Source organism: Maricaulis sp. W15, from assembly GCF_001924955.1.
Lineage (GTDB): Bacteria > Pseudomonadota > Alphaproteobacteria > Caulobacterales > Maricaulaceae > Maricaulis > Maricaulis maris.
Map to the genome: position 1 here is coordinate 443,296 of NZ_LQXG01000012.1, position 19,920 is coordinate 463,215.

At 63.8% G+C, this 19,920-nt stretch carries 17 protein-coding genes; 9 read left to right on the top strand and 8 right to left on the bottom strand.

Annotation, left to right across the window (positions count from 1 at the left end; all coding sequences use genetic code 11):
- Positions 1-17 precede the first annotated feature (17 nt).
- The gene (locus tag AWH62_RS07525) at positions 18-1,010 is read left to right on the top strand and encodes a YafY family protein (RefSeq protein WP_075189854.1); all 993 of its coding nucleotides are present in this window, start codon (positions 18-20) and stop codon (positions 1,008-1,010) included.
- Positions 1,011-1,017: 7 nt separating this feature from the next.
- Here the strand turns inward: AWH62_RS07525 and AWH62_RS07530 are convergent, their stop codons facing one another.
- Complete coding sequence (locus AWH62_RS07530; protein ID WP_075189855.1) at positions 1,018-1,266, bottom strand: hypothetical protein; 249 nt, start codon at positions 1,264-1,266, stop codon at positions 1,018-1,020.
- A gap of 329 nt (positions 1,267-1,595) precedes the next feature.
- On the opposite strand from AWH62_RS07530, the gene AWH62_RS07535 reads away from it, so the two are divergent.
- Entirely contained in the window at positions 1,596-2,765 is a 1,170-nt protein-coding gene (locus tag AWH62_RS07535; protein WP_075189856.1) for a pentapeptide repeat-containing protein, read from the top strand.
- A gap of 18 nt (positions 2,766-2,783) precedes the next feature.
- Here AWH62_RS07535 and AWH62_RS07540 read toward each other — a convergent pair whose 3' ends face one another.
- Positions 2,784-3,875, bottom strand: coding sequence for a CaiB/BaiF CoA-transferase family protein (locus AWH62_RS07540; RefSeq protein WP_075189857.1), 1,092 nt, complete (start codon positions 3,873-3,875; stop codon positions 2,784-2,786).
- 95 nt (positions 3,876-3,970) lie between these two features.
- Here AWH62_RS07540 and AWH62_RS07545 point away from each other — a divergent pair, with 95 nt between their 5' ends.
- Positions 3,971-5,287: a response regulator gene (locus tag AWH62_RS07545; RefSeq protein ID WP_075189858.1), complete on the top strand. Its 1,317-nt coding sequence runs from the start codon at positions 3,971-3,973 to the stop codon at positions 5,285-5,287.
- Here AWH62_RS07545 and AWH62_RS07550 read toward each other — a convergent pair.
- The 3 genes from AWH62_RS07550 to AWH62_RS07560 form a co-directional block, all read right to left on the bottom strand.
- Positions 5,284-5,583, bottom strand: coding sequence for a hypothetical protein (locus AWH62_RS07550; protein WP_075189859.1), 300 nt, complete (start codon positions 5,581-5,583; stop codon positions 5,284-5,286). The two genes, AWH62_RS07545 and AWH62_RS07550, sit on opposite strands and share 4 nt — an antisense overlap.
- A gap of 79 nt (positions 5,584-5,662) precedes the next feature.
- Entirely contained in the window at positions 5,663-9,139 is a 3,477-nt protein-coding gene (gene mfd, locus AWH62_RS07555) for a transcription-repair coupling factor (RefSeq protein ID WP_143742979.1), read from the bottom strand.
- Between the two features lie 44 nt (positions 9,140-9,183).
- Positions 9,184-9,477, bottom strand: coding sequence for a succinate dehydrogenase assembly factor 2 (locus AWH62_RS07560; RefSeq protein WP_075189860.1), 294 nt, complete (start codon positions 9,475-9,477; stop codon positions 9,184-9,186).
- Positions 9,478-9,553: 76 nt separating this feature from the next.
- Here AWH62_RS07560 and recG point away from each other — a divergent pair, with 76 nt between their 5' ends.
- Positions 9,554-11,638 carry an ATP-dependent DNA helicase RecG gene (recG, locus tag AWH62_RS07565; protein WP_075189861.1) on the top strand — a complete coding sequence of 695 codons (2,085 nt, stop codon included), beginning with the start codon at positions 9,554-9,556 and terminating at the stop codon, positions 11,636-11,638.
- Here the strand turns inward: recG and AWH62_RS07570 are convergent.
- A complete protein-coding gene (locus tag AWH62_RS07570) occupies positions 11,635-12,342 on the bottom strand; it encodes a DUF502 domain-containing protein (RefSeq protein ID WP_083635069.1) in 708 nt (235 codons plus the stop codon). The genes recG and AWH62_RS07570 overlap by 4 nt on opposite strands.
- A gap of 158 nt (positions 12,343-12,500) precedes the next feature.
- On the opposite strand from AWH62_RS07570, the gene AWH62_RS07575 reads away from it, so the two are divergent.
- Positions 12,501-13,703 (top strand): DUF3089 domain-containing protein, encoded by a 1,203-nt coding sequence (locus AWH62_RS07575; RefSeq protein WP_075189862.1) that lies wholly within the window; start codon positions 12,501-12,503, stop codon positions 13,701-13,703.
- Positions 13,704-13,716: 13 nt separating this feature from the next.
- Here AWH62_RS07575 and kdsA read toward each other — a convergent pair whose 3' ends face one another.
- Positions 13,717-14,565 (bottom strand): 3-deoxy-8-phosphooctulonate synthase, encoded by an 849-nt coding sequence (gene kdsA, locus AWH62_RS07580; RefSeq protein WP_075189863.1) that lies wholly within the window; start codon positions 14,563-14,565, stop codon positions 13,717-13,719.
- Positions 14,566-14,695: 130 nt separating this feature from the next.
- Between kdsA and AWH62_RS07585 the strand changes: the two genes are divergently transcribed.
- Entirely contained in the window at positions 14,696-16,180 is a 1,485-nt protein-coding gene (locus AWH62_RS07585; RefSeq protein WP_075189864.1) for a deoxyribodipyrimidine photo-lyase, read from the top strand.
- On the opposite strand, the gene AWH62_RS07590 is transcribed toward AWH62_RS07585, so the two are convergent.
- On the bottom strand, positions 16,177-16,821 hold the full coding sequence (locus AWH62_RS07590; protein WP_075189865.1) for a DUF6134 family protein: 645 nt from the start codon (positions 16,819-16,821) through the stop codon (positions 16,177-16,179). The two genes, AWH62_RS07585 and AWH62_RS07590, sit on opposite strands and share 4 nt — an antisense overlap.
- Positions 16,822-16,928: 107 nt before the next feature.
- On the opposite strand from AWH62_RS07590, the gene AWH62_RS07595 reads away from it, so the two are divergent.
- Genes AWH62_RS07595 through metC form a run of 3 tightly spaced genes read left to right on the top strand, consistent with a single transcriptional unit; the run spans position 16,929 to position 19,904 of the window.
- Entirely contained in the window at positions 16,929-17,930 is a 1,002-nt protein-coding gene (locus tag AWH62_RS07595; protein WP_075189866.1) for a cysteine synthase A, read from the top strand.
- On the top strand, positions 17,930-18,751 hold the full coding sequence (locus AWH62_RS07600) for a sulfurtransferase (RefSeq protein ID WP_075189867.1): 822 nt from the start codon (positions 17,930-17,932) through the stop codon (positions 18,749-18,751). Before AWH62_RS07595 ends, AWH62_RS07600 begins: the two co-directional genes overlap by 1 nt.
- 4 nt (positions 18,752-18,755) lie before the next feature.
- Complete coding sequence (gene metC / locus AWH62_RS07605) at positions 18,756-19,904, top strand: cystathionine beta-lyase (RefSeq protein WP_075189868.1); 1,149 nt, start codon at positions 18,756-18,758, stop codon at positions 19,902-19,904.
- Positions 19,905-19,920: the final 16 nt, after the last annotated feature.

Sequence of the window (19,920 nt, forward strand, 5' to 3'; positions counted from 1 at the left end):
GTAGTCAGGACGTCGACATGTCATTTTCCAAAGCTGTTGACCTGCTCCGGCTGGCCCGCCTCGCGACCAGCTTTAATGGCATTTCGTTGAGCGAGATCGAGGCTGAATTCGGCTGTGTCCGCCGCACGGCACAGCGCATGACCCAGGCGTTGGAACAGGTGTTTCCGGACACCGAAGACCATGTCGATGGCGAGGGCATCAAGCGCTGGCGGGTGCCGCGTCGCCGGGTCGGCGAGTTTTTTGCGCCGCAGGCCGATGAAGTTGCGGCACTGGAACTGGCGCTCTCGACACTTGAGCGCGACGGTCTTGGCCGTGAGGCCGGCCAGTTGCGCAGCCTGCGTTCGAAGATTGATCTATTGATGCCGGACCGTGGCCGGGCCCGGGTCGAGGCCGATGAGGAAGCCTTGCTGGAAGCCATGGGGCATGCCGCCCGCCCCGGACCACAACCCGCGTCGGATCCGCAAGTCGATGCCGCGATCGCCGATGCCCTCAAAGGCCCCTTCGTGCTGAAAATCCGCTATCGCGGCCGCCGCGACGAGACGGCGCGGGACCGCTGGATCGAACCCTATGGGCTTCTGCTCGGCGCCCGGCGCTACCTGGTCGGTCGCGACCGCGACCGGACGGACGGCCATATGCGGCACTTTCGCGTCGAGGACATCGAGCAGGCCGAAGCCACGGCCGACTGGTTCGCCCGCGAGGACGGATTTGATTTCGACGCCTATGCCAATCGCGCCTTTGGTGTCTTCCAGGATGAGCGTGAATTCGGCGAAGTGGTGTGGAAATTCAGCCCGGACGCGGCACCACATGCGGCGCGATATCGCTTCCATCCCGGCCAGACCAGCCAAACCGGTGAAGACGGGGCGCTCACAGTGCGTTTTGAGGCCTGCGGCTGGCTGGAAATGTGCTGGCATCTTTATGCGTGGGGTGACCAGGTTGAAGTGCTTGCCCCACCGGAACTGGCCGAGATGGTCCGCGAGCACCGCCGCAGCGATTTTCCCGGCCTGCCATGACGGAAAACTAGCGGATCGCGATCCGCACGGTTTCTGCCGGCTGCCAGGACGGCATGGAATGGCCGTCCGACGTGCTCATGGCCAGCTGATAGCCCTTGTTCAAATAGCGGCAGACCGAGCGCAGGTCTTCCACGTGCAAACAGTCGATCTCGTCACCGGGACGCTGCATGCGGTAAAAACCATCGCGGAAACGGTGCGGCACCACATTGCGCAAGCCGCTGACACCTTCGACATAAGCATTGATCGCGATAGCCATTGTGATCTCTCCATACGTGCATTCGCTTCGTTGAGGATCACAATGACAGGGGTGCCAGACAAAACCTGTCACCCCTTCCGGGGCCTGTCATTTCAGGCGCCCACAAAGAAGAAACGCCGATCATTGGGGGTGATCGGCGTTTCGGGGGCTATCTTTACGATACCGAGTTCAGCGAACGAGCGAGGGACTAAAAAGATTGTCCGCTGATCTCGAGGATGAAGATGACGCACGCCCCCTGAACCCGACATGAACGCTTTCCTGAACGGCTATCCATCGTCTAACCTGTCCCGGCTACTCCCCGACTCCAGACTGCCAGACCGGACCCGCGCTTGCCCCAGCCCGCTGTTTCTTCCATCGACCAGATCGCGCTTGACCGGATCTGCGAGGCCCATGAACGCCTGCTCGCCGGAAAGCCGGGCGGGCAATTGGCGCGCTTGGCCGGTCAGGTCCTGACCGGATTGTCGCTGACTGGTCGAAACCTGTCTGATGCGGATCTGCGTGATTGTGTGATGACGGGCTGTGATCTGAGCGCAGCGGACCTGCGTGGCGCCCGACTGGCCGGCGCCCGTCTCGATGCGGCCAATCTGGCCCGGTGCCAGTTGGACGGTGCGGACCTGCGCGGCTGCGACTTTACCGCTGCCGACCTGACAGCCAGCCAATGCTGCGGCGCGGATTTCCGTGAACTGGCACGACCGGCATCGCCGGGCGTCAGCCGCTCAGAATCGGCCAGCCAAGCAACCCGGTTGGATGCTGCTCGCCTGTCGGGCTCGGTCCTTGATGGTGCCCGCCTTGCAGGCGTCAGCGCTCGTGGCGCCCAATTCGACGAAACCAGCCTGGCCGGCACCCGCTTTCATCGGGCCGATCTGGAAGGCGCGGTCTTTGCCGGCGCCCTGATCGCCACCACCAGTTTTGGCAGTGCCAATCTCACCGACGCCGATTTTCGGGGCGCGGACGAGACCGGCGCCGATATGGCAATGGCGACGACCAAGGGCATGCTGACCGGCGCCCTGCCCGACAAACGCCAATTGCCGGACCTTCCGCCCGACAGTGACAATCGGACCCCGCAACAGCGCATTGATGATCACATCAAACGTGTCCGGACCGGCGGCAAGGAAGGCAGTCCGGCCCGGCTGGACGGTTGCGATCTGCGTGCTGTCGCAGGGCTCACCGGGGCGTCGCTCACGGCGCTGCAGGCGGTACAGGCCAATCTGAGCGGGCTTGACCTGCGCGGCGCCGAGCTGCAGGGCGCGCGCCTGACCGGGGCCGATCTACGCCGTTGTGACTTGCGCCAAACCGATCTGCGCGGCGCAGACCTGGCCGGCGCCAATCTCGCGCATGCCGATTTGCGCGGTGCCTGTCTCGACCCGCTGACGCTTGGTGGTGGACGCGAGCTGCCAGTCAATCTGACGGACGCACGTCTGCGCTTTGCGGACCTGCGCGATTGCGATCTGTCGAAGGCCCGCACAACAGGCTGCGACACGGCCCATGCCCGCACCTGAACGGGTCAGGGCCTGACGTCAATCATCCAGCCAGTCGGCCAACACGGCCTCACGGTCGGCGCCGGGCGTCGGCGCCTGTCCCTGGATCGCACCGGGCGTTCGTGAAAAGCGCGGCGCCGGTGCCGCCTGGCGAACCCCGTCCAGCTCGACATAAACACCGCGTTCCACCATGTGCGGATGCGTGGCCGACTCCTCAAAGTCCAGAACCGGCGCAAAACAGGCATCGCTTCCTTCGAGCAAGTTGCACCAGTGATCGCGGGACTGGCTCTTGAACAGGGCCGCCAGTTCGGCTTTTGCCTCGGGCCAGCCCTTGCCGCTCCAATCGGCTGGCCGTTTGCCGCCGTCAAAGCCCGTCTTCTCGCACAGCAGCGCATAGAATTCCGGCTCGAGCGGGCCGACCGAGATGAAACCGCCATCGGCGCACTCATAGACCGTGTAGAAGTGCGCGGCACCGTCGAGCAGGTTGGTGCCGCGATCACGAGACCACAGGCCAAGCGCAGCCAGCTGGTGCTGCGAGGCCATGAGGGACGCCGCCCCGTCGACGATTGCGGCGTCGACAACCTGGCCCTCGCCCGTCGCGCGGGCATGGTGCATGGCGGCGAGCACACCAAAGCCCAGATACATCGCCCCGCCACCGAAATCGCCGACAAGATTGAGCGGAATGGCCGGCTTGTCGGTGTCCCCGATGGACCCCAAAGCCCCGGTCAGGGCGATGTAATTGAGGTCATGACCGGCAGCATGGGCCAGCGGGCCAAACTGACCCCAACCGGTCATTCGCCCGTAGACCAATGCCGGATTACGCGCCAAGGCGACGTCCGGGCCGAGACCCAAGCGTTCCATCACGCCGGGTCGGTACCCCTCCAACAGAATATCCGCCGATGCGATCAGACGCAGCGCGATTTCGAGTTCGGCCTCGCTCTTGAGATCGAGCGCGACCGAGCGTCGCCCCCGGCCCAACACGTCCGCCGCGCCCAGCCCAAGCGCGTCCGGGCGGTCAATCCGCACCACGTCCGCGCCCATGTCCGACAGCATCATGGCGCAGAAGGGAGCCGGACCCAGACCAACAAACTCCACCACTTTAACGCCTTTTAGAGGACCTTGGGCTTTCATGGGGCTTCACCTCTCGAATCGATTGTTTTGAAAGCGTGGCACTTGTGACAAACTCGCGAAACACCGGAGGACCGGGGACGATGGCTGGGGGACGAATGGGACGCGAACTCGACGTCCTTGTATTTGGCTTGTCCGACCGCGTGGAGGCCTTGGCTGAAAAGCTCGGGCGCCTCGCGCTGAATTGTCGTCTCGTCCGCGCTGACAGTCCGCCGGCACGCCGCCATCATTACTGGGCCGTCGGCGTTGTGCTCGCCGAATGCGACCGCGATGTCGAAGACGGCATGAAGGCCTTCCAGCGTTTTGCACCGGGCGAACGGCCGCTGCTCGTGGTCGGGCCTGACAGTTATGGACCGACCGACTTGGTCGATGCCTGGATCCGTGAGCCGGCATCGGCGGTACAGATTGCCGCCCGCATCCGCGCCCTTTTCCGCCTGCATACGATGGAAATCATCGCTCGCCGGCGCACCGAGGTCAGCGCGCTCTACGGGCAGAAACCGGGTCTTGTCGAGCGTCAGGACCAACCGCCCTGTGTGCTTTATGTCGGTGACGCTTCGCCGCGTTTCATGGCCCTGCAGCACACACTCGCCTCGGTCGATGCCGAGGTGATCGCCGCGTTCTCGTCCTATTCCGCCTTCGACTACCTGCACGAGCGCGCTTTCGATGCGGTGGTTCTCAATGCTGCCGGCAAGCGCGACATTGCTTTCACGATCTCGTCGGCAATGCGTCGCAATGCGCGGCTTTATCATACGCCCGTATTGTTGTTGACCGACGATGTTGACCCTGGCGCCGCAGAAGAAGCCTTTGCCCGCGGTGTGTCTGATCTCCTGCCGCCGCGCACCGATGATGACGAGTTGCGCGAACGCGTCCTGACCCTGACCGCCGAACGTCGCCGCCGACGCGAAGCCAAGGCGATCCTGGAATCGTGCCGCGACACCCGTTCGCTCGACATCGAGACCGGCCTGTTTCACCCGGCCTACCTCGTTTCACACATCCAGGACCTGCTGAACGAGACCGGCCGCGACCAGCTGCATTTCTCGTTGATCGCCTTGCAGACTCTGTTGCCCGAGGGCAGCGAACGTCCGGACGACGTCTCCGCCGAGAAGGCGCGCCGCCAGTTTGCCGCCATGCTGCGCCACTTGCTGCGGACCGAAGATGCGGCGGCCCGGTTTGAGGATGATGTCTTCCTCGCCGTCCTGCCCTTTACCGATCCGGCAGGTATTGATTGTGTCGCCGCGCGTGTTGCCGCAATCGCCGAATGCACCGCGTTTGAGAGTGATGATCCGCTGCGTCCCTTCCGGCTCAGCGTCCGGGCCGCACCGGTCCAGACCCGGCCCGGTGAAACTGCAGACGCCCTGGTTGAACGCGCACTGGCCAGCCTGGTCCGGCCGCGCCCGATCATCGCCAGCGCCTAATCTTTAGCGGCGGCCTCACGACCGGCCAGCAGCCAGACCCCTGTCGCCAACAGCAACAGGCTGACCGCCATGGTGCCACCACCGGCCAGCCAGAGCGTGCTCGCCTTGTTGAGTGTATTCTCTGCCCCGCCACGCGCGATGATCAGAAAGCCTAGCGGCATCACCATCATGGCGAGTTTGAGCAGGACGCCTCCGGCGGATCGCAGACGTGTCCGGGCGCGCATCATGACCAGCAGAAAAACCAGCCAACCCAGACCTGTCAAAAGTTGGAATACCGGTTCGAGATACTCTTTCATGTCGATGTCTCCCCAAGGCAGGCGCCGAGGGTAGACACAAGTCGGCAACCGGCAGATCCCCTGTTCAAGGGAGAGCCGTCTAACTTGCGGACTTTGCCTTGGTCGCCAGCTCCGCAAGCGGCGCCATGGCCCGCTCGATCGCGCGCAGACGATCCTCCGGTTCATCCCATTCCGCCCGCAGCACCAGCTTGTGGTCCGGACGCACCTTGAACAGGGCCGGATTGGCGGAGATATGAGCGATCAGGCCGGCCGGATCGGCAAAACGGTCATTGCGGAAATGGATGACAGCACCCTTGGGTCCGGCATCGACCTTTTCAATCCCGGCCTTTTTGCACAGGGCCTTGACGGCCACGACCCGCAGCAGGGTCTCCACCTCACGCGGCAAGGGTCCGAAACGGTCGATCAGCTCGGCCGCATAGCCCTCACGTTCGGCTTTCTCGTCCAGCGAGGACAGGCGGCGATAAAGCTGCAGGCGCACGTCGAGATCAGGAACGTAGTGATCCGGGATGAGGACCGCACCACCGGCATTGATCTGTGGCGACCAGTCCCCGTCATCGCTCTCATCACCGCCCGAGCGCAGCGAGGCGACGGCTTCTTCCAGCATCGACTGATAGAGCTCGACGCCGACATCCTTGATATGCCCGGACTGTTCTTCGCCGAGCAGATTGCCACCGCCGCGCAGATCGAGATCGTGGGAGGCCAGGGTGAAGCCGGCGCCAAGTGAATCGAGCGATTGCATCACTTTCAGCCGCTTTTCGGCGCTGTCGGTGATCTTCTGGCGCATCGGCGTTGTCAGATAGGCATAAGCCCGCGTCTTGGACCGCCCCACTCGTCCGCGCAGCTGGTAAAGCTGGGACAGGCCGAACCGGTCGGCGCGGTGCACGATCAGCGTATTGGCGGTCGGGATGTCGATCCCCGATTCAATGATCGTGGTCGACAGCAGAACATCATACCGGCCCTCATAGAAGGCGGTCATGATGTCCTCGAGCTGGGAGGCCGCCATCTGGCCGTGCGCCGCCACGAAACTGATTTCCGGCACACCTTCCCTCAGGAAACGCACCGTCTCCTCCAGATCGCTGATGCGCGGCACCACAAAGAAGGCCTGGCCGCCACGATATTTCTCGCGCAGCAAGGCTTCACGCACGCTGACCGGGTCAAAGGGCGCGACATAGGTGCGCACCGCCAGTCGATCGACCGGCGGGGTGGCGATGATGGACAGGTCCCGAATGCCGGTCAGCGCGAGTTGCAGCGTGCGCGGGATCGGTGTTGCGGTCAGCGTGAGAACGTGCACGTCCGAACGCAATTCCTTCAGCCTTTCCTTGTGCTTGACCCCGAAATGCTGCTCCTCGTCGACAACGAGAAGACCCAGATCCGCGAATTTCACCGTCTTGGCCAGCAGCGCATGCGTGCCGATGACGATTTCGACCTTGCCGGCCGCCAATTCGTCCCGCGTTGCCTTGGCTTCCTTTGCCGTCACCAGGCGCGACAACAGCCGCACCTTGACCGGCCAGCCACGGAAGCGATCGGAGAAGGTCTTGAAATGCTGACGCGCCAACAGCGTCGTCGGGGCCACGACCGCGACCTGCTGCCCGCTCAGGGCGACCACGAAGGCCGCGCGCAATGCCACTTCGGTCTTGCCGAAACCGACATCACCGCAGATCAGCCGGTCCATCGGCCGACCCCTGCCAAGATCGGTCAGGACATCATCAATGGCGTTGAGCTGATCATCGGTCTCCGGATAGGGGAAGGCGGCACAGAACTCATCGAATACGCCGGAGGCCGGTTCGATCGGATCGGCGGTCCGGGCCAGGCGTTGAGCCGCGATCTTGATGAGCTGATCTGCCATGTCGCGCAGGCGCTTCTTGGCCTTGGCCTTGCGCGCCTGCCAGGCGACTCCGCCCAGCTTGTCGAGCTGGGCCGTTTCCGACTCGGCGCCATAGCGCGACAACAGCTCGATATTCTCGACCGGCAGGTAAAGCTTCGCCGCACCGGCATATTCCAGCTCGATACAGTCATGCGGTGCGTCCTGCACCGGCAGGGTCTTCAGGCCGAGAAAACGGCCCAGGCCATGATCGGCATGGATGACCAGATCGCCCGGCGACAGCGATCCGGCCTCAACGATGATATCGGCCGATTTGCGTTTCTTGCGCGGTCGCGCAAGGCGGTCGCCGAGAATGTCCTGCTCGGACAGCACTGCCAGCGTGCCGGTCTCGAAGCCACGCTCGAGCGGCAGCACGGCGCGGCACACACCGCCCTTCCCGCCGGACGCGACATCGCGCCAATTGTCGACAAGCGGGATGCGCGCGATGCCGTGATCGTGCAGCACGCTGGCCAGGCGCTCCGACGCGCCACCGGTCCACGAGGCCAGCATGACGGTCTTGCCATCCGCCGTCAGCGCTTTGATATGCGAGGCGACGGCGTCGAACACATTGGTGTTCTCGGCCGCCCGTTCGGCCGTGAAGCCGCGGCCCTGCTTGCCGCCAATATCAATGGTCTGGGCGCCGGGCTCGCGGAAGGCCGTATAGCGACGAACCGGGCGCTCCTTGAGGGCCGCATCCCAGTCCTGCGGTGCGAAATAGAGCGCCTTGGCTGGCAGGGCGCGATAGGTCGGCGCCGACAGCGCCGATTCATGCTTGCTCTCGCCGGCGGCAATTCGCGCATCGTAATAGTCGGAGACCTGACTCAAACGCTCGTCCAACGCTTCATCGGCGAGATGATCAATGGCGATCAGACTGTTGTCCGGCAGATAATCGAAAGGCGTGTCGAGCTGTTCATAGAAGAGCGGCATCCAGTGTTCGACCCCGGCCGGACGGGCGCCGACGCTGACAGCCTCATAGACCGGATCGCCGCCACGCACGGCACCGAATGTCTTCACAAAACCCGAGCGGAAACGCGAAATACTTGCTTCGTCCAGAAGCACTTCACTGACCGGCGTGAAATCAATCGATTTGAGCTGGCGCAGCGAGCGCTGGGTCTCGGGATCGAAAGCCCGGATCGATTCCAGCGTATCGCCAAAGAAATCCAGCCGGACCGGCTCTGCGGCGCCGGGCGGATAAACATCCACGACGCCGCCACGCACGGCAAAGTCACCTGGCTCCATCACCGTCGCGGCGCGGGCATAGCCATTGACGGTGAAATGGTGGATCAGCGCGTCCAGATCGACACTACCGCCAGGGCGCACGGCGATACCAACCTCTTGCAGCCCGGCCCGCGGCGGCACGCGCTGGGCCATCGCATTGACGGTGGTGACGACGAGCACGGTGTCCGGCAGCGTACCCGACGCCAAACGCGCCAGCGTCGCCGCTCGGCGGGCGGCAACACGCGGACTCGGCGAAATCCGGTCATAGGGCTGGCAGTCCCAAGCCGGCAGGCGCAGCAATTCGGTGTCCGGCGCAAAAAATTGCAGCGCCGAGACGAAGGCGGCAGCCCGGGAATCATCGCGCGCGATGAAGACATTCACACCGCCGCGCAGGCGTGCTGTGTCTACGAAGACAAGCGCGTCCAGACCTTCCGGCGCCCCGCACACGGTCGCTTGGCCGCGCACGGCGGCAATCATTTCAATTTCGGACAAGCCGGTCGTCGTCGCGTCGCTCACAATGCCTATTCCTTCGGTCCGTCACCGAAAGCGGCGTCGGCATCAACACGAAACCCTTTCAACGCGTCCATGACCGGCGTGTCGAACCGGTCCGGCGTTGCGGCCTTGCCGATGATCCAGGCATAGATATCGGCGTCATTTTCGTCGAGCAGGGCTTCGAACGCGTCGAGCGAGGCCGGCGACAGCCCGTCGAGATGCGCGTCGGCGAAGCGCCCGAGAATCAGGTCGGCCTCCTTGAAGCCACGGCGCCAGGCGCGAATGCGCAGTTTTTTGCGTTGGGTTTCGATGTCATCAGTCATGACCGGGGCATATAGTCCTCCCCATCGCCGCCGTCGACCGGTGGCAGCCGCACAACTTGCCGATAAGGTGCATGCCATGCGCCCCGAGATTCTCTTTCCGCTCTTTCAGGATGTCACCAAATTGCCCGGCATCGGCCCGCGTCTGGCAACGCTGGTGGAGAAAGTCTGTGGCGGGCGTATCCGCGATATCCTGTTCACACCGCCGACGGGCGTTGTCGATCGCAGCCGCGGGGTCGAGATCGCCAACTCGCCGACTGGCGAGATCGTGACCCTCACCGCGGTTGTCGAAACGCATATCCCGGCCCAGCGCCAGGGACAGCCCTACAAGGTGCGCATGCGTGACGAGACCGGCTTCCTGCACCTGATCTTCTTTCACGCCCGCCGCGATTATCTCGCCAAACTCCTGCCCGAGGGCGAAACACGGGTCGTTTCCGGCAAGCTCGAACGCTTCGGGTCGGAAATCCAGATCGTGCATCCCGACCTCGTCGCCAGCGAGGACGAAGCCAGCGAGATGGCGCTGATCGAGCCGGTCTATCCGCTGACCGCAGGGCTCAGCGCCAAAGTCATGCGACGCGCGGTAGAAGGGGCGCTGACTTTCCTTCCGGCTCTGCCGGAATGGATCCCCGGGGATGTGCGCGGCGAACATGGTTGGCCGGACTTCAAGGCCGCGATGAAAGCGCTGCACGCGCCGGAAGGCGCAGTGTCGCTGGCCCCGGACAGGCCCGAGCGCGAACGGCTGGCCTTCGATGAGATATTTGCTCGCCAGTTGGCCCTGCAGATCGTCCGCGCCCGGCGTCGGGCCCAGCCAGGCCGGGCGCTGGAAGCTGACGGCAAGCGCGTCGAAACCGTGCTCGCCAAGGCGCCCTTCAACCCGACCGGCGCCCAGCTGCGCGCTTTCGAGGATATCCGCGGCGACCTGCGCTCAGACGCTCGCATGACCCGTCTGCTGCATGGCGATGTCGGCGCCGGCAAGACCTTCGTCGCCGCTCTTGCCGCCGCCCATGCCGCCGATGCCGGCGTCCAGACGGCGATCATGGCACCGACCGAAATTCTTGCGAGGCAACACGCGAAAACATTGTCGCAAATGCTGGAACCCGCAGGTATTTCCGTGACTGCATTGACCGGCCGCGACAAGGGCAAGGCACGCACGGCCATCCTCGAACGCATGGCTGCCGGCAGCGTCAATGTTGTGTGTGGCACGCATGCCCTGTTCCAGGACGGAATCGAGTTTGCCGATCTCGGCCTGGTGGTGATTGATGAACAACACCGTTTCGGCGTGTCGGACCGGATGCGCCTGACCTCGAAGGGGCGGCGGCCGGATACGCTGGTCATGACGGCGACGCCGATCCCGCGCACATTGTCCCTGTCGGTCTATGGCGATCTCGATGTATCGCGGCTGGACGAGAAACCGGCCGGGCGTATCCCGCCGGAGACACGGCTGGCTTCGATGGACCGGCTCGACGAGGTGGTCGAGGGCGTACGTCGGGCGATCGGACGCGGCGACCGGGTCTATTGGGTCTGCCCGCTGGTCGAAGAAAGCGAGATGTCGGAGCTCTCCGCCGCCGAAGACCGCTGGCGCCATCTGCGCGCGGCGCTGGGCGATGAGCGTGTCGGCCTGTTGCACGGACGCATGAAGCCGGCCGAGAAGGAAGACATTGCGACGCGTTTCCGGGCTGGCGAAATGGATGTGTTGGTCGCGACCACGGTGATCGAAGTCGGCGTTGATGCCCCGGACGCGACCGTGATGATCATTGAGCATGCCGAGCGTTTCGGCCTGGCCCAGTTGCACCAGCTGCGCGGCCGGGTCGGGCGCGGCGACAAGCCATCCTCCTGCCTGCTGCTCTACAAGGGGCCGCTGGGCGACACGGCCCGGGCCCGCCTGGAAATGATGCGCGAGACCGATGATGGGTTCAAAATCGCCGAGGAAGACTGGCGCCTGCGCGGGGCCGGCGATCCGCTCGGTCTGCGCCAGAGCGGGCTGCCACAATTCCGGCTCGCCGATCTGGAGGCCCATTCAGAGCTGATCGAACTGGCCAATGACCATGCCCGCCTGATCGTGCATCAGGACCCGGAACTGGCGGGCGAACAAGGCGCCGCGCTGCGCACCCTGCTCTACCTGTTTGACCATGATCAGGGCGTGCGTTTCCTGCGCTCGGGCTAGTCGGGCTTGTCGGATTTGCCGCCATCGACCGGCTCGACCAGGTCGACAGCATCTGCGACACCGACCGGCAGTTTGGCCTTGACCTCGTCCGGCAGCTTGTCCGGTGTGACCATCCCGAAAGAGATGATCAGCTTGGCCGCCTCCTCGACCGACATGTCAACATGGATCGTATTGGAGCGCGGGGTGTAGAGCAGGAAACCCGAGGTCGGGTTGGGGGTGGTGGGCACAAAAAGCGCCACGACATCATCACTGATCTTGCGCTTGAGGTCGCCCTGGCCCTGAGCCGAGACGAATGCGACGACATAAAGCCCCTTCATCGGGTATTCGATCAGCACCACTTCCTTGAAGGAATTGGCCTTGCCGGAAAAGACCGTCTCCATGATCTGTTTCAGTGCGCCATAAACATTGCGCACCAGCGGCACGCCATTGAGGATGCGATCACCGATGCCGATCAATGTCCGCCCGAAGATATTGGCAGCCAGGGCGCCCAGCGCGGTCAGCAGCAGGACGGCGATCAACACACCCAGTCCGGGGATGGTGAAATCGGCCGGCAGATAGGTCTCGGGATTGTAGCGCGCCGGGATCAGGGGCTTGACCACATTGTCGACGAAGCCGACGAATGACACGATGAGGTAGAAGGTCACGCCCAGCGGGGTGGCGATGACAATGCCTGTGAGGAAACTATTGCGAAGCCAGCGAAACATGGCGCTCCCGTCCTGATGACTTCCGGCCGGATAACACCCGGGCCAGCGTAAACACTACCCCCCGGCAGCCGGGTCAGCATAGGGTAAGGCAAATGGGTCGCCAATCGCCCGACACAATGTTCGCACGATGCGTTGAGTAACAGGGGAATACCAAGCACATGCTCGCGAATCCGATCACGATCGCGCGCTGGATGGTCCTCGCCGGAACCGCCGGCGTCCTGGTCATCGCAGCGCTGGCGAGCTGGTTCCTGCGTGACCAGATCTTCCAGACCTTCCAGGACCCGGGCGAACCCTTCCAGACCTATACGCCGCCAACCGGTGCCGATTATGCCAATGCCAATGCCTGGTACGCGCTCGGCGTGCCGGACGACGATGAAGAGGCGGCGGTGTTCTTCGTGCATCCGACCACCTATTCCGGCGGCGCCAACTGGAATGCGCAACTCGACAAGGAGAGCGCCAACCAGGCCGTAATCGACATCGCCCTGCCCAATTACGCCGCGCCCTTCGCCCGATCAGGCACGCTTTACGTGCCGCGCTACCGCCAGGCCTCGCTCTATGCCTTCATGAATAATCGCGAGGACAGCGTGCAGGCCCGCCTTTTTGCCTATGACGATGTCGAGCAGGCCTTCGATGCCTTCCTGCTGCGGGTCGGCGATGACAGGCCGATCTTGCTCGCCGGCGTTGGCCAGGGCGGATTTCATGTTCTCGGCCTGCTTCTCAATCGGTTTGCCGATGCTCCCGCCCTGCGCGCCCGCCTTGTGGCGGCCTATGTCATTGATACCCCGGTTCCGCTCGACCTGTTCGCGGGCCCGCTGGCGACCATTCCACCCTGCGAGACAGCGGAGGATGTACGCTGCGTGCACGCATATTCCTATGCCCGGCCGGACGATACCGACCGGATCCGCATCCTGACCGAACGGACAATGAGCTGGACGCCCAGCGGCGATCTTGCCTTTGTGGAAGGTCGCGGCCTGTTATGCGTCAATCCTGTTCTCGGCACACGAAGCAGCGAGTATGCGACCGCGCGCCAGCATCGCGGCGGCGTTGCCGCCGAGGGTCTGCCGCCCGACACGACACCGGCGCCGATACCCGGGCAGACGAGTGCGCAATGCGCTGACGGTATCCTGTTCGTCGATGAACCGCGTCACCGTGACCTGCAACGCCCCCATCGGCTTGCCGAGGATTTCCGCGAACCGCCCTTTAATCTTTTCTATGAGGATTTGCGGCTGGATGCGGCCCGCCGGGCCTTTGCCCTGACCAGCATCCTGCAGGAGGAACGGCGCTGGGCGCCGCCGCTTGAGACGCTGGAAGAGGTTGAAGACGCGCCGGTGGTTCCGATCCCGGACCGGCGCGAATTCTGATCCCCGAAGTCGGCTAGTAGCCCTTGGCGACGGCGTCGAATTCCAAAAGGCGCTTCACCAGTGCTTCGAACTCATTGAGCGGGACCATGTTGGGGCCGTCCGACGGTGCGTTGTCCGGATCGGGATGGGTTTCCATGAAGACCGCCGCAACACCGATCGAAACCGCCGCCCGCGCCAGCGTCGGCACGAATTCGCGCTGACCGCCCGATGAGGTGCCTTGCCCGCCCGGTTGTTGCACCGAATGGGTAGCATCGAAAACTACCGGCGCACCGAATTGCGCCATGATCGGCAATGAGCGCATGTCGGACACCAGCGTGTTGTAGCCAAAGCTGGCCCCGCGCTCACAGGCCATGATGTTGGGATTGCCGGCAGCCGCCAGCTTCTCGATCACGTTTTTCATGTCCCAAGGGGCCAGGAATTGACCCTTTTTGACGTTGATCGGCTTGCCGGTCTTGGCGGCGGCGATCAACAGGTCAGTCTGGCGACACAGGAAGGCCGGGATCTGCAACACGTCGACGGCCCCGGCCGCGATCCGGGCCTGCTCTTCGCTGTGCACATCGGTCAGCACCGGCAGTCCACTGGTCTCACGGATTTCCGCGAAGACCGGCAAAGAGGCTTCCAGGCCCAACCCGCGCTGGGCACTGGCACTGGTGCGGTTCGCCTTGTCGAAAGAGGTTTTGTAGATCAGCCCGATATCAAGGCGATCCGCGATTTCCCGCAATTGGGCGGAGACTTCCAGACCGTGTTGCCGACTCTCCAGCTGGCACGGGCCGGCGATCATCGTCAGCTTGCGATCATTGCCAATCTCGATCGGGGCCTGACCGGGACGCGGAATGGAAATGACGGAATTGACCTGGCTCACGCTCTGTCTCCTTGTCGGTGCGGACGCTGTCGCTCGCCGGAACGTGTTGCGACCTGATGCGTATCGGAGTGATCCGATATCGGGTCGATGACGTAACCGGACAAGGCCCTTATTGAGCGACAGGACAGGAATGGCAAGTTCGAGCGCCACCGACACAGCTCTCGTCTGGTTCAGACGCGACTTGAGACTGGCAGACAACCCGGCCCTGCACGCTGCCGTGCAGAGCGGTCGGCCGCTTGTCTGCGTCTATGTCCACGAGACCGGATCAGACACCGCGCTCGCTCCGGGTTCGGCATCGGCCTGGTGGCTGCACCACTCGCTCACACGACTTGGTGACGCGATCGAAAGCATCGGCGGTCAACTGGTCCTGCGCCAGGGGCCGGCGTCGCAGGTCCTGCCGGCGCTGTGCCAAGAGGCGGGTTGTAGCGAGGTGTTCTGGAACCGCAGCGACATCCCCCAGATCGACGCCCGCGATTGTCGCCTTGCCAGCGAACTGGCCGGAATGGGCGTCAGGGCGCGCGGGTTTCGCGCCAGCACGCTGATCGATCCGCAAAGACATCTCAACGGCTCCGGCGCCCCTTATCGGGTCTTCACACCCTTCTGGAAGGCGGCACTCAAAGAGCTCGATCCGAGGGAAGCCCTGCCGGCTCCAATCCGGCTTGTCGGCGGCCCGCGCCTGGTCAGTGACAGGCTCGACACCTGGCATCTCCGGCCGACATCGCCGGACTGGGCAACCGGGTTTGATGCCGACTGGACACCCGGAGAAGACGGCGCCAACGCGCGGCTGGACAGTTTTCTGGCGAACCGGCTGATCGACTATCGCGAGCATCGAGACCGTCCCGACATTGAGGGCACGTCGCGACTGTCACCGCACTTGGCCTGGGGTGAAATTTCGCCGCGGACCGTCTGGCACCGGGCCCGTGGACATGCCGAGCGCAGCGGGCAGTACCAAGAGGCCGAAAAACTCCTCGCCGAGATCGGCTGGCGCGATTTCGCGACCTATCTCGCCGCCCATTTCGGCGATTTCCGCACCGCCAATTTCAACCGCCAGTTCGATTATTTTCCGTGGCGGGAAAACCCGGACGGGCTGGCCGCGTGGAAACGCGGGCAAACCGGAATTCCGATGGTCGACGCCGCGATGCGGCAATTATGGACCACCGGCTGGATGCACAATCGCACCCGCATGATCACGGCGTCTTTCCTGATCAAACATCTCGGCGTGCATTGGCGTAAAGGCATGGCCTGGTTCGAGGACACGCTGGTTGATGCCGACCTCAATGTGAACGCGGCGAGCTGGCAATGGGTCGCCGGATCCGGTGCTGATGCGGCCCCCTATTTCCGCGTCTTCAACCCGGTTACCCAGGGCGAAAAGTTTGACCCTGATGGCGATTATGTCAGACGCTGGGTGCCCGAACTGGCAAATCTCGGCGGCAAGGCCACCCATGCTCCCTGGCATCAATCAACGGATATGCTTGCCAAGGCCGGCGTCACGCTTGGCAAGACCTATCCCGAACCGATCATTGATTTGAAACTGGGGCGCGAGCAGGCACTGGAGGCCTACCAGTCCATGAAGGCTGACGCCGAAGCGGCGACCGCACTCGGCATTGATGGTTAGGCGTCGCGTAGGCGGTAGACAATGTCCTGGTCGCCGATCGTAAAGGCGCAACCGACCCAGCGCCCGGCGGCGTCATACCAAAGATCGACCGCCACCGTGCCGGTCATGCGCAAATGCCGAGCCTCGATCGCCCCATCCGCAGTCGCCACCGTCCCGACACCGAGGTCCTCGATCTCGACCGCCATCGGCTCACCGGTCTCAGTATTCAGGACCGCCGGCACGCCCGGTGTATAGCCGGACCAGTGACTGGACGGGTGCAGCGCTTCAACAATGTCGCCATCAATATCGACATGCCCATCCGGCCGGCGGCGAAGCATGAAGTACTCGCGATCCCCCGCTTTCAATGTCGATGCCTGAAGGCTTTGAAGCGCGCCATCAACCCAAACTTCCTCCGATTCATGCTGATAGTGGAAAACGGTCACCGGCCCGAAACCGACGCGCAGCTCGACATCAATATCCACCCGGAGTTCGCCGCCGGGCAATTGCGCAAAGCGAACAGCATGCTCTCCGAACAAGGAACCATTGCGATAGACGTCAAAGACGACGTCCCGGGGCATCTCTGCCTTCGCGGCGGCAGGCGCCACGGCGGCAAACAGCAGGGCGCAAAGCGCGGCGATACGGAATCGTGTTGGCAAGGTCATGTCGGCTCTACGTTTCAGGCCGCTATCCGGATCGCAGCGCTTGCCATTTAATTCACCATCCGCGAAACCCAGATGAGTCCGGACCGCGCAATTTCAGGAGACGAACCGTGCCAGCTGCCCGCAATGTCATCGACCTGATTGGAAACACGCCGCTCCTGCGCCTCAAGGCGGCCTCGGAGGCGACGGGATGTGAAATCCTCGGCAAGGCCGAATTCCTCAATCCGGGCGGCTCGATCAAGGACCGCGCGGCGCTCGGCATCATTCGTGCCGCCGAGGCCAGCGGTGCTCTGCGGCCCGGTGGCACGATCGTCGAAGGCACGGCCGGCAATACCGGTATCGGCCTCGCCCTGGTCGGTGCCGCACTGGGCTATCGCGTGGTCATCGTCTTCCCGCGCACCCAGTCCAAGGAAAAGAAGGATGCGATCCGGCTGCTCGGCGCCGAACTGATCGAGGTTGACGCCGTACCCTACGCCAATCCCAATCATTATGCCCGCTATTCGGGGGCACTCGCGGCGCAGCTCGACAAGAGCGAGCCGAACGGGGCGATCTGGGCCAACCAGTTCGACAATACCGCCAATCGCGATTTCCATGCCGACACCACCGCCCGGGAAATCTGGGAACAGACCGGTGGCAAGCTGGACGGTTTCATCTGCGCCGTCGGGTCCGGCGGGACGCTGGGCGGGCTTTCCAAGGCGCTCAAGGCCAAGCGCGACGACATCCAGATCGGCATTGCCGACCCCGGCGGCGCGGCGCTCTATGGCTATTACAAGCACGGCGAACTGAAATCCGAAGGGACTTCGATCACTGAAGGCATCGGCCAGAGCCGGGTCACCGCCAATCTGGACGGGACGGTTGTCGACCGGGCCTATCGCATCAATGATGACGAGGCCCTGCCGCTCCTCTTCGACCTGGTCCAGCATGCGGGGCTCTGCCTTGGCGGCTCGTCCGGCGTGAATATCGCCGGCGCCATGCACATGGCCCGCGACCTTGGTCCCGGCCACACCATCGTGACCATATTGTGTGATCATGGCGGGCGCTATCAGTCCAAACTCTACAATCCCGACTTCCTGCGCGAGAAGGGTCTGCCCGTGCCGGCCTGGCTGGCCTGATGACCCGCGCGCTCATCACCGCTGCTGAGGCCCTGGCTCGGCTTGATGATCCGGACACGGTCTTTCTGGATGGCAGTTGGACCTTTCCCGGCGGTCCCCGAACCGGCGCAGACGGTCATGTCCGCGGCAGTCGGCGCTTTGATATCGATACGGTGAAAGACAGCGCCAACCCGCTGCCGCACATGTTGCCGGACGCCGACACGTTCACCGCCCACGCCCGGGCATTGGGCCTCAACAACACCTCACGCCTGATCATCTATGATCGCTACGGCCTGTTCAGCGCCGCCCGGGTCTGGTGGATGTTTCGCGCCATGGGCCATGATGATGTTGCGGTCCTGGATGGCGGTTTGCCCGCGTGGGCCGTTGCCGGTGGACCCATTGCCGACACGATTGAGCCGACATGGCCGGAGGGCGATTTCCAGGCGCGTTTCTGTCCGCAACGGGTCGCTGACAGGGTGGCGGTCGCGGCCGCGATTGCGTCGGGCGAGCGGCAGATTCTTGACGCGCGCGGCGAGGCCCGCTTTTCCGCCCGCACTCCCGAGCCGCGCGAAGGCATGCGCAGCGGCCACATGCCCGGCGCCCACAACCTGCCTTTTACCACCCTGTTGCACCCGGACGGTCGTTTGCGGGTCAGCGCCGAAGCGTTCCGGGATGTCGGCATTGATCTCGACAAACCGGTCATCACCAGCTGCGGCTCTGGGGTGACGGCTTGCATTCTGTCGCTGGCACTGGATTGTCTGGGCAAGGAGTCGGCGGTCTATGACGGGTCCTGGAGCGAATGGGGCAGCCGTCCCGACACCGCAATTGAACCGGAAGCATGACGCCATGAAAGACGAGACCAAACTCACCCGCCTCGGCCGACCCCATGATGAGCGCGGCCAGGTCAATCCGTCGGTGGCGCGCGGCTCGACCATGCTCGCCCCTTCAGCGTCGGCACTCTACGACTTCCCGCCGGGCCGCAAGCATTACGGCCGCATCGGCCTTGAAACCCATGACGCGCTGCGCGGGGCACTGACCGAGTTGCAAGGGGGCGCAGGCTGTGCCCTCACCTCCTCCGGCCTGATGGCCAACACGCTGTCCATCCTGGCCGCGACCGAAGCCGGTGGCGAGGTCTTGGCTGCCGATTGCATCTACGGTCCCGTACGCAATTTCCTGCTGACCCAGCTGGCGCGCTTTGGTGTCACGACGCGCTTCTTTGCGCCGCGCATGGGCGCGGAAATCGGCGATCTCATCACGGACAAGACCCAGGCCATCCTGCTGGAAAGCCCCGGCTCGCTGACCATGGAATTACAGGACGTGCCGGCGATCGCCAAAATCGCACGCGACAAGGGTGTCATTACCATTATCGACGACACCTGGAGCGCCGGCCTGACCCTGAAACCGCTGCAGCTCGGCGTCGATTATGCCGTCCAGGCGCTGACCAAATATGTCGGCGGTCATTCCGACCTGTTGATGGGCGCTGTGGTGGCGCGCGACGAGGCCCTGTTCCAGCGCCTGCAGACCACCGAACGCGCCTTCGGCTTCCATACCGGACCCGATGACGCCTATCTCGCCCTGCGCGGGCTGCGCTCGATGGGTGTTCGCATGCAGCGCAGTGCCGAGAGCAGCCTGGCCATCGCCGATTGGCTGGCGGCCCGCGATGACGTCGGTGCGATCCGCCACCCGGCCCGGCCCGACCATCCAGATCACGCCATTTTCAAGCGCGACTTCACCGGCGCTTGCGGCCTGTTCGCCTTTGAGGTCCCCGGCTGGGACATTGCCACATCAGAACGCTTCCTCGACGCGCTGGAGGTGTTCGGCATGGGCTTTTCCTGGGGCGGCTATGAAAGCCTCGCCATCCATTGCGACCCGCAATTGAAGCGCAGCAAGACCGAACATAAGCATGACGGCGCGCTGATCCGCCTGTCGATCGGCCTGGAAGCACCGGAAGATTTGATCGCGGATCTGGAACGCGGATTTAAGGCAGCGACCTGAAAGCCGGTTATCGCAA

What these genes read in the sequence shown, in the direction of transcription:
- AWH62_RS07560 (WP_075189860.1), bottom strand. Translation starts at nt 9,477, where the DNA reads ATGACTGATGACATCGAAACCCAACGCAAAAAACTGCGCATTCGCGCC.
- AWH62_RS07525 (WP_075189854.1), top strand. Translation starts at nt 18, where the DNA reads ATGTCATTTTCCAAAGCTGTTGACCTGCTCCGGCTGGCCCGCCTCGCG.
- AWH62_RS07585 (WP_075189864.1), top strand. Translation starts at nt 14,696, where the DNA reads ATGGCAAGTTCGAGCGCCACCGACACAGCTCTCGTCTGGTTCAGACGC.
- metC (WP_075189868.1), top strand. Translation starts at nt 18,756, where the DNA reads ATGAAAGACGAGACCAAACTCACCCGCCTCGGCCGACCCCATGATGAG.
- mfd (WP_143742979.1), bottom strand. Translation starts at nt 9,139, where the DNA reads ATGATTGCCGCCGTGCGCGGCCAAGCGACCGTGTGCGGGGCGCCGGAA.
- AWH62_RS07590 (WP_075189865.1), bottom strand. Translation starts at nt 16,821, where the DNA reads ATGACCTTGCCAACACGATTCCGTATCGCCGCGCTTTGCGCCCTGCTG.
- AWH62_RS07550 (WP_075189859.1), bottom strand. Translation starts at nt 5,583, where the DNA reads ATGAAAGAGTATCTCGAACCGGTATTCCAACTTTTGACAGGTCTGGGT.
- AWH62_RS07600 (WP_075189867.1), top strand. Translation starts at nt 17,930, where the DNA reads ATGACCCGCGCGCTCATCACCGCTGCTGAGGCCCTGGCTCGGCTTGAT.
- AWH62_RS07540 (WP_075189857.1), bottom strand. Translation starts at nt 3,875, where the DNA reads ATGAAAGCCCAAGGTCCTCTAAAAGGCGTTAAAGTGGTGGAGTTTGTT.
- AWH62_RS07570 (WP_083635069.1), bottom strand. Translation starts at nt 12,342, where the DNA reads ATGTTTCGCTGGCTTCGCAATAGTTTCCTCACAGGCATTGTCATCGCC.
- AWH62_RS07545 (WP_075189858.1), top strand. Translation starts at nt 3,971, where the DNA reads ATGGGACGCGAACTCGACGTCCTTGTATTTGGCTTGTCCGACCGCGTG.
- recG (WP_075189861.1), top strand. Translation starts at nt 9,554, where the DNA reads ATGCGCCCCGAGATTCTCTTTCCGCTCTTTCAGGATGTCACCAAATTG.
- AWH62_RS07575 (WP_075189862.1), top strand. Translation starts at nt 12,501, where the DNA reads ATGCTCGCGAATCCGATCACGATCGCGCGCTGGATGGTCCTCGCCGGA.
- AWH62_RS07530 (WP_075189855.1), bottom strand. Translation starts at nt 1,266, where the DNA reads ATGGCTATCGCGATCAATGCTTATGTCGAAGGTGTCAGCGGCTTGCGC.